General features: G+C 56.0%; 9 protein-coding genes. 7 read left to right on the forward strand and 2 right to left on the reverse strand.

Going from position 1 to position 9,362, the window contains the following annotated elements; genetic code table 11:
- A partial coding sequence (locus AC30NL_RS15195) for a ParA family protein (RefSeq protein WP_489464850.1) occupies positions 1 to 143 on the reverse strand: 143 nt, incomplete at its 3' end.
- Positions 144 to 777: 634 nt separating this feature from the next.
- Here AC30NL_RS15195 and AC30NL_RS15200 point away from each other — a divergent pair.
- From AC30NL_RS15200 to AC30NL_RS15220, 5 genes are all read left to right on the forward strand, one after another.
- Positions 778 to 1,641 carry a helix-turn-helix domain-containing protein gene (locus tag AC30NL_RS15200; protein WP_489464842.1) on the forward strand — a complete coding sequence of 288 codons (864 nt, stop codon included), beginning with the start codon at positions 778 to 780 and terminating at the stop codon, positions 1,639 to 1,641.
- 387 nt (positions 1,642 to 2,028) lie between these two features.
- Positions 2,029 to 2,730: a HutD/Ves family protein gene (locus AC30NL_RS15205; RefSeq protein ID WP_489464843.1), complete on the forward strand. Its 702-nt coding sequence runs from the start codon at positions 2,029 to 2,031 to the stop codon at positions 2,728 to 2,730.
- Positions 2,731 to 2,759: 29 nt separating this feature from the next.
- Positions 2,760 to 4,877, forward strand: coding sequence for an ATP-binding response regulator (locus AC30NL_RS15210; RefSeq protein WP_489464844.1), 2,118 nt, complete (start codon positions 2,760 to 2,762; stop codon positions 4,875 to 4,877).
- Between the two features lie 53 nt (positions 4,878 to 4,930).
- Positions 4,931 to 5,977, forward strand: a complete 1,047-nt coding sequence (locus tag AC30NL_RS15215) for a TRAP transporter substrate-binding protein (RefSeq protein ID WP_489464845.1) — start codon at positions 4,931 to 4,933, stop codon at positions 5,975 to 5,977.
- A 225-nt stretch (positions 5,978 to 6,202) separates the two neighbouring features.
- Positions 6,203 to 7,123, forward strand: coding sequence for a DMT family transporter (locus AC30NL_RS15220; protein ID WP_489464846.1), 921 nt, complete (start codon positions 6,203 to 6,205; stop codon positions 7,121 to 7,123).
- Positions 7,124 to 7,306: 183 nt separating this feature from the next.
- Here AC30NL_RS15220 and def read toward each other — a convergent pair whose 3' ends face one another.
- Positions 7,307 to 7,840 carry a peptide deformylase gene (gene def, locus AC30NL_RS15225; protein ID WP_489464847.1) on the reverse strand — a complete coding sequence of 178 codons (534 nt, stop codon included), beginning with the start codon at positions 7,838 to 7,840 and terminating at the stop codon, positions 7,307 to 7,309.
- Between the two features lie 414 nt (positions 7,841 to 8,254).
- On the opposite strand from def, the gene AC30NL_RS15230 reads away from it, so the two are divergent.
- On the forward strand, positions 8,255 to 8,977 hold the full coding sequence (locus AC30NL_RS15230) for a hypothetical protein (protein WP_489464848.1): 723 nt from the start codon (positions 8,255 to 8,257) through the stop codon (positions 8,975 to 8,977).
- A gap of 59 nt (positions 8,978 to 9,036) precedes the next feature.
- Positions 9,037 to 9,362: hypothetical protein (locus AC30NL_RS15235; RefSeq protein ID WP_489464849.1), on the forward strand; the 326-nt coding region annotated here is incomplete at its 3' end.

Consider the following 9,362-nt stretch of genomic DNA (forward strand, 5'->3'; position numbering starts at 1 on the left):
AAATAGTTGCTCAATGACGGCTGATAGTCGGCGTCGATGAGAAGAACGCGCAGCCCGAAGTCGGCCAGCAGCGCCCCGAGATTGATGGCCAGGGTCGTCTTTCCGACGCCACCCTTGGTGGAGATCACGGAGAAGACGATCATGTGGTTTGCACATTCGCAAACCACATGACGACCGGTCGCGTGGCCGCCAGTTGCGTTCGGCGGTCGGATCGACTACGCAACCAGTCGACAAGGAGCCGTCGCAGCAAAGGGTCAGGGATTTCCTTGAATCGGGAATGAGCATGCGAAACCATTAGTGGTTGGTCCTTTCAGCATCGACGCTGCACATCCCGAAGCACTTGGTGACTCCCAGCGCGGTTGAGCTTTCGCGTATCAACCTAGGCATCGGAGCCGCCCCCAAGTACTGTCACGCTTGCTGCTCGTGCAGACATGTAACAATGACGCATCCGATTTCAGGAGTTTGTGTGAATGTCTAACTCCGAATGAAGAATTCATTTATCGGAAATGACGTTTTCATTGTATGGAGCGTCTTAGCGGATTGCAATAGCCCTAAAAATCGAACAGATGTTCACCGTATGATGGCTGGGTTCGCTGTTGATCAAGACATCAGGGCTGCCGACACCGGGTGCGAATAGAGTGAGAAGAATCGAGGATCGCGACGTGAAGGACGCACTGCACCACGTACAACTGCGCGGGTTGAGTAACCATTGGTTGGCCGTCCTGTCGGTGGTCCTCGTGTCCGCCAAGGCTCCACTGAAATTCGTACGGAGCCACGTTGGAAAAGTCGCAAATGGCTGTTGACCCCAAGAAGTCAGATCTGCATCCACTCGGCATGCGAATTGTTGAGAAGCTGCTGGATCATCTAGACATAGCCGAATCTGAACGCACAACAATGCTCGAGGAATTGCTGGGCTTGAAGTACGGTGCGGTCTATCGCCGTCGAACGGGCGAAGTACCATGGTCTATTGAGGAGCTTGCACAGCTTGGACAGTCGTGCGGCAAACCGCTCCAATCTCTCATCGACCTCTACTACGATGAGGGTGGGGAGCCCGCTACGATGCTTGTAGGAGGAGTCCCAATTTCCTGTCGCGTGTGGATGACTGGGCCCTCGGATCCAACGCTAGTGGGCGGTGTAGTCGCGATTCAAGAAAGCGAAGAAGGCGGAATGTGGCAAGTATTGCCCCGCTCGGAAGTGAGTGGTCGACCGTCCTTTGATTTGTCCAGACTGATCGCGGATGTCGACGTAAACGCACCATCAGCACCCCGCGTTGCAGTCGTAGATGATGCCGAAGATTCTGCAGCCGTGCTGTGCAGTCGGCTGCGTCCAATGCATATCAATGGCACACCATTTCGGAGTGCCGATGCATTGCGAAACGCTCTGAAATCGGCGTCGTACGATGCGTACGTGGTGGACTGGCTCCTTGGGACCGAGACAGCTGAGGCATTGCTCCTAGAGATACGGGCTGCTGATCCTGTTTGCCCAATTGCGGTGCTGACAGGCAATTTAAAAGGCTCGGGCCCAGAGGCGGACCATGCTGCCAGGGTAATTTTTGCGCAACGGGCGCAGTACTTTCAAAAACCCGCAGCCGTGCCGATGATCACGGGGTATATCCAGGCGACTCTGGCGAGTAAACGGTAGCCGTCAGCGTTTGCGGCTGCTGCACAAACGCCTTGTGCGGAGTGAAGAGGCAGCCTGTTCGCTCACCATCTGCGGCCTGGATGCATGCTGGCCAGCGACAAAGCCGCTTGTCATGCGCAGTCGCGATTTCGGAACCTTTGTTCGGTCATGGTTTGCTCGCAGTGGTACGAGTCACCGGCGGCGCACGCCGCAATGCATGAGGGCGGGCCAAGCAGCGTGGCCGAACCGGCCACGCTGCTTTGACGCTGTCCACAATGCTAATGTTACTGATGGTCAGGGCGTGATATCCATTTTGCAGATTTTTCGATAGTCTTGTATCGAACTTTGCTTCATCCATTTATCAAAGATAAGATCGCCAAAAGCGCAACTTTCACGAAGCGACATTCGATGAACATTTCTCGAAGATCTTTCATCGCCAGAGCGTCCAGTGGAGGCCTCGCCCTTGCCGCAAATGCCAAGCCTGACCAAGACTCCTCAGGTCGACCTGAACTCATTGACACAACTTTAAGCCCGGCCATGCCTTGGAAGAATGGCGCCGGCACAGCACGGCAAGTGGCGCTGCACCCCGCTGACGCAGCTATGAATGAGTGGGACTGGTTCGTCGCCATCGCCGAGGTCACTGTTTCCTCGCCATTCTCTGCATATCCTGGCGTAGATCGGCAAATTGCTCTGCTACGTGGTGCGGGAATCAGGCTGCGCTCTATTGATGGGCGCTTTGACCACAATCTCGATACTCCGCTCCAGATTTTCTCATTTCCCGGCGAGGCCAGAATCAATTCTGAATTGACGGGCAGTTCCTGCGAAGCGATCAATGTCATGGCTCGACGGGGCTGTGTGAAGGCGACAACACTTGTCATCAATCAGGGTTGTGCGCCAGCGCGGAATGGCGCAACGCTGATATTTTGTGCACGTCATCTGATTCACGTGGTCCACGGCATATCCGGCTGTACCGATCTACCTGTTGGTCAAGCAGTTCTGTGGCGCGGATCAACGCCGCAACTTGAACTGAAGCCCTCGAAACCTGCAGCACGCGCTGTAATGATTCAGTTTAGTGATCTTCGTGTAAGTCAATTCGCTGAACCTAAGTAGTCCTGCATGGCGATGTTTCATAAATAGAAATGGAAACTACCCAACGTCGAGTTATCACGGCTATTTGGGGCGTTGCGATAGCATTCATACTTGGCACATTTGCGAGTGCGTATGCACTCATTTGGCAAGGGCACGCCAAAGCAATTTCGAATGGGGAAGAGCACGTTACTAGTATTGTGAAGAGCCAGTTCGTGGAGATGAACCGTCTTCTACTTGGATATGATATTTTATTGTATGGACAAGTAGCACAAGGAATGAAAACTGCCCAGCGCCTAGATGGCTCTTTGGATACGAATAGAGCAGAAAAAATGCTTGGTGATATTCGTCAGTATTCCTTTTCGATTCTTGATATCGCTATCATAAGGCCTGATGGGAAGGTTCTCTTGGCAGCGCTCGGCAGCGAAAGACGTCCCGGCTTGAAACTTCCGAATGGATTTATCGAACAAGCACTTGGTCGTACAGCGATGTCGGCAAGTCAACAGATCATTGATGGCGACTCCAGGGAAAAGGTTATTTTTTTCGGCCGCCCGCTGGTGCTGCCAGATGGTCAAAAGGCTCTGGCAGTCGCTGAAGTATCGGTTGATCTATTAAGTGGCTTACTCGATGCCAGCACCGATGCCAATCTAATATCAATCGCATTGCTTAGACAAGACGGTGACCTTTTAGCACTTGCCGCTCCCAGCGCAAGCGGGCCTATTCTCCCAAAGCGGCCAATATTATTGGACCAAGCTGATGGGAAACCTCGGTTTGGCGTTGATCTGGCACTCGGCATCCCCTCGCTCATCGCGACAAAGAAAACGTTGTTCGATGGGATATTTCTCTCTGCAGCTATGCCGCTGGAAACTGTCCTGGCGAACTGGAACGCTGAACGCGTCAAAGTCCTCATGGTGGCTTTGCTGTTCGTCTGTTTGTTGTCGGGCACTGCACTCTTCGCACACCGCTATTGGACCGTGCTCCTTCAAGCACGACGTGCAGAGGAGGAGGCTGTCACTGCCATGAAAGAAGCGCTCACCCAAAAAGGTCAAGCGATCACCCAAAAAAGTGACTTCTTGTCCGCGACAAGTCATGACCTTCGCTCCCCTCTGCAAAACATTGTGCAGACAATCGATTTGATGTCCATTCAAATGGGTTCTAATGCACCCGCCGAAATTAAAGTTCTTCGCCGTGCTGCCACTACGATGGAAAGATTCCTTGAGGATCTGTTGATGTTAGCGTGCGGTGAATCGGGCACATTGCAGCTTTGCCCGAGGCCATTTGAAGCCCGTGAACTTATCCAAAATATTGCAGAGGAGCACCGTGCTGCAGCTAAGGGCAAAGGGCTCGACCTCGAAGTCAATGTTCCACACGATCCAATTTTTTTGGTTGCGGACTTCTCACGCATCAACCAAATAATTACTAACTTGGTGAGCAATGCAATCAAATACACCACTATCGGAGTGGTGGTTGTCAAGCTCGAAAAATACGACGCAGGCTCTTTGACTTTTTCGGTGGCCGACACCGGACCAGGGTTAACGACGGACTTCCTATCAAAAATATATTCGCCATTCCGCCAACGAGCATCCAGTGAAAAACATGGCAGGTCTGGGATTGGATTGACCATCGTTAAGACGCTTTGTGATCTTATGGCGGGAAAAATTGAGGTCGAATCTACTGTTGGTAAAGGTACTACGTTCCGAGTTCACATCCCTGCGGAAATATATAGGGAAGAGGATGAGGCGCCCCTACCGAACGATGAAAATAGACCACGACTGTTGATCGTGGATGATCTTCCTGAATTGCTGGACTCCCTGTCCCGCCTCACGATCGCGTTGGGCTACCCGACCGATACCGCGCCTTCGGCTGCCGAAGGGGCGAATCTTTTGATTGCACAAGCCTATGACCTCGTTCTAATTGACTTGGAGATGCCTAACAAGTCAGGCGTGCAGCTTGTGTCAGATATGAGGCATTGCAAAGGGCCAAATGTCAACACGCCGATAATTGCAATGAGCGCATCGCCGGATGTTCAGGCCATTGGACAGAGGTATCCATTCAATGGATACCTGCGGAAGGGAGCTTTCGATCATAAGACGCTTCAGCATTTAATTGATTCCAAGGTATCCAAATGTCGCGGTAGTAGTGACAACGAAGTATCGAAGGAGCTTCAATGATGCGGAATCCAAGAAAGAATTCCGCATGGACAGCGTTTCGAGCCGCGGTAGTTATGGCCCTTTTCGGTGTCGCCTGGGGCCAGGACGTTCTCCCGGTTGATGCGACTCAACGGCTGCACATCGTGGGCGGTCTGGGTGCTCTTCGGCAATACACTCGCCAAGAGGAACCGTTCTGGACAAGGGAATTTCCTAAGCTCACGGGTGGCAAGGTCTCTGCCGAGATCGTGCCGTTCGATCGCGTGGGCATCCGTGGACAGGAAATGCTGCGCCTCATGCAATTGGGAGTGGTGCCTTTCGGCACGGCTCTATTGAGCCTAGTCGCTGCACAGGAGCCGCTGTTCGCCGCACCCGACCTCGCCGGCCTCAGCCCCGACATGCAGACCACGCGCAAGGCGGTGGCCGCGTTTCGGCCCTACCTTGAAAAAACCTTGCGGGAACGCTACGGCATTGAGTTGCTGGCGGTCTACACCTATCCGGCCCAGGTGATCTTCTGCAACAAGCCCTTTGCGGATCTCGCCGATCTCGCCGGGCGCCGTATTCGCACCTCCAGTCCACCTCAGGCTGATCTGATCGAAGCTCTGGGTGGCGAGCCCATCCAGACCAAGTTTGACGAGATCTTTGCGGGAATAAAAAGCGGAAAGATGGACTGCGCGATCACCGGCGCGATGTCGGGTAACACCGTCGGCCTACCCGAAGTTACCACGCACGTGTACACGATGCCGATCAACTGGGGCTTGTCGATCTTCGGCGCCAATGTGGAGGCCTGGAACGCGCTGTCGCCTGAACTCCGCACGAGCCTGAAGCAGGAACTGCCCAAGCTGGAACTCGCCATCTGGAACGAATCGGAGCGCGAGACCGGCAACGGCATTGCCTGCAACATCGGCAGCTCCTCGTGTGTCGACGCCCGCAAATACAAGCTGACGGCAGTCAAGCCGGTGCCCATCGACGACACGAAACGTCGCACCATCTTCGCCAACACCGTGCTTTCGCGCTGGGTCCACCGGTGCGGTGCGCAGTGCGCCGAGGTCTGGAATCAGACCATCGCGTCTGTTGTCGGCATGCAAGCCAAGAAGACTGTGAACAATCCTACCGCCCAATGAGGAACGTGCCAAAGTTGTGCGGAACCTCGTCCACGTCGCATGGCGGGGAGACACGCAACGCCGAACCTACAGTGCTTAAGGAAGTTTACGGGCGCTGGCCTTCTTCCCTTGGATGCACCCGGACCCTTGACTGGGCGGGTGCTGTGTAGGCCCCGTGCGATGAATGCGGGTACGCGGCCAACAGAACACTCAACAAATAGTGGCCGGCTTTTGCGACTCGAATCAATGAATCTATCGGCTTTGCAAATTCAGGGTCAACCTGCCACTCAGCGACGGACCGCTATTGGTCTCATGCTTGCAATAGTTGGTGCGATTGCATTCTCCGCAAAAGCCATCATCGTTAAGCTTGCATACCAATATGGCGTAGAAACCACGACCGTTGTCGCGTACAGAATGATTTTCGCTGTCCCGCTCTTCGTCTTGCTGGCGATCTGGAGCGGGCGCGGCAGGCCCGCTCTGCGGCCCAAAGACTGGCTGTCCGTATGCATCCTGGGATTTTTCGGTGGCTACCTCACTTGTGTGCTTGACTTCGCCGGCCTTCGCTTCGTCACGGCCAGCTTGGAGCGTTTGATTGTCTATCTCACTCCGACATTGGTATTGATGCTGCATATGCTCGTGCTGCGTCGATCATTCAATCGGCAGCATGGATGGGCTCTCGCCATAAGTTACGCCGGCGTCGTCCTGGTCTTCGGTCGCGAAGCGTCCTTTGTTGGAGCAGATGTGGCCTGGGGTACGGCGCTCGTGCTTGGCAGCGCGATCACCTATGCCATCTATCTCACATACGCAGGTGAAGTTGTAAAAAAACTTGGGGCAATTCGCTTGGCGAGCCTGGCTACGACAGTCGCAGGTTTCTTGTGTGTCCTGCACTTCGTTGCACTGCAGCCGCTGTCGGCTTTGGTGGTGCCAGATGAAGTCCTTTGGCTCTCGCTGGCGAACGGCGCCATGTGCACTTGCCTTCCTGTCCTGATGGTAATGATGGCGATTGAGCGCATTGGAGCACCGCTCGCGGCGCAGTGTGGAATGGCGGGGCCTATCGCGACGATCGCCATGAGCGTGTGCATTCTCAACGAGCCGTTCACTACGTGGATAGCGATCGGTACCGCACTAGTCATCCTCGGGATCTGGCTGCTTGCGAGGGCAAGCTAACAAGAAGCCGGCGCAGCACCTGCTCTAAGAGCATCCCTCAGCGGACGCACACCTCCGCATTCGGGACTCTATCCAAACCTCGCGTCACCTCGCAGTTGTTGGCTCAACGATCCAGCGATTCGGAGGCGCCGGTGCTTGTGCTTCCGCTGATCACAGCGTCCAACATTTACATGTCGTCGCAGTTCAACATTTACTTTCGAGGACGTCTGGGAACAGCACGCTCGTGAATCCGAACTGAGTGAAATCGCGAATACGCATCGGGAACAGCTTGCCGATGAGGTGATCGCATTCATGCTGGACAACGCGCGCGTGAAATCCGTCGGCCTCACGATCGATTGGTGAACCGTTCGCGTCGAAACCGGTGTAGCGAATGCGTGCAAATCGTGGCACCAGGCCACGCATGCCGGGCACCGACAGGCAACCTTCCCATCCGTCTTCTTCCTGATCCGACATCGCCGTGATCTCTGGATTGATAAGCACGGTCTCGGGCACTGGCGGCGCGTCGGGATAGCGTTGGTTCTTCTTGAACCCAAAGACTACGAGCTGCAGATCGACGCCGATCTGTGGCGCTGCAAGCCCTGCCCCGTTGTCGGCGCGCATAGTGTCAAACATGTCGGCGACAAGCGCGTGCAACTCGTGCGTGTCGAAGCGTTCGACACGTTGTGCGACGCGCAGCAGGGGCCGGTCGCCCATCTTGAGAATTTCTCTTACGGTCACGGGTTTCTTCCGTTTCAGTAGTCGTTGAAGTGTCGATCAGATATAGGGGCCTCGTGATCAACACATTGCGGCCACTCAACCGGAGCCGCCGCGGGCTCGCATCGTATATGCGATGTTGCTCAAAACGGCATCTTTGGAACACCTCGAAACACAGGCGGATGTTGTCGACATCTGCTGCGAGAAGCGAAGGCTCCACGTGCTAAGCGCACCCAGCCTTGTATTGCGATTGGCCGCTCTTGCTGTTCTGTGTTTCGCATCTGTCCGAGCACGTGCGGCGCTGGCAAGGTCAGACCGGCTGCCGCGGTAGCCATAACTGCTGACGGGTGGCGTAACGATCGAACAACGGCGACCCGCGCGAGCCGCGGTAGCATGCCCGCCGCCCTTCGCAGAAAGCTTGCCGGGAGAACAAAGCACATGGCCAAAGACAACCCGCCCCAACAGTTCCAGCCGCTGTCGTACCTACCCCTGGTGCGCTCGATCAGCGAGGGACAACTCGCCGACCTGCGCAACTTACGGCGCAAGCTCGCCGGGGCACGCGCCCAACCGCACGTCTTCGACGATGCCACCATCGATCGCGTGATCCGCGTGCACACCGAGTCGCTGGGGTTCTTACCGTACACGCGGCGCCAACTCAACCACTGGGACGGCGCGCGACCATCGGCGTCCGAGCGCGAGGCGATTCAACGCATCCGCGTGAAGACCGACGAGACCGAGCAACTGGTGCGCGAGGTGCTCACGCTGGCGCAGGAGATCAAGGCCGGCACGATCGACAAGGTGCTGGCGACGGACGACTTCGAGCTGGGCTGGAGCGCCCTGATCAAGACGTTGCCAAACCAGACTGCTCAGTCGGCAGCACGCACCGACTCGTCAGTCGACGCCGATCCCGAGCAACTGGCCGACTGGATCGACGCCCGCGTGACAGAGCTGGCCGCAGCCGGCCTGGACGACAAGGCGATCTTCGAAGCGATGGCCGTCAATCACATGACGGCTATCAAGCACTTGCTCGCCGACGACAACTTGCTGGATCTGTGCAGCCGTCGCCCCAGCCTCGCCCGGTACGTCGGCATCGTCGAGGACGTGATGCACAGGTTGCTGAGCGAGGCCACGCAGAAGCTCGCCAGCTACCCCAACCCATGACGGCAAGGCGGGCCTTGTTTGTCCCCACCCGTGCGCTCGCGATCCCCAAAAGTTCTCACATGAAATCTTCACTGCCCAACACCACGAGCGACAAGGAGGCGATCGCCCTGCTTGCCCGGTACAAGTGCCCGGTCGCCTTTCATGCGGTTCGCACGGTGCTCATGGGAAACATCGCCTCCCCGCTGCTGGAGGCGTCACCCAAGGGCGCCTTGGATCAGCTCTGGGGTGGGCAGATGCCGGAGTTCGATTCCGCCGACGAAGTGCAGGTCGTGGTCGACGTGCTAATCGCCGGGCTGTGGAACCGACTCGCAGAGCATCAGAGCAGCCGCAATCCTTTTCGCCTGCTGCGTCCCGAAGTGGAGCAAACCCGCGAAGGGATTCATGC

The organism is Rhizobacter sp. (assembly GCA_021153565.1).
Taxonomy (GTDB): Bacteria; Pseudomonadota; Gammaproteobacteria; order Burkholderiales; family Burkholderiaceae_C; genus Albitalea.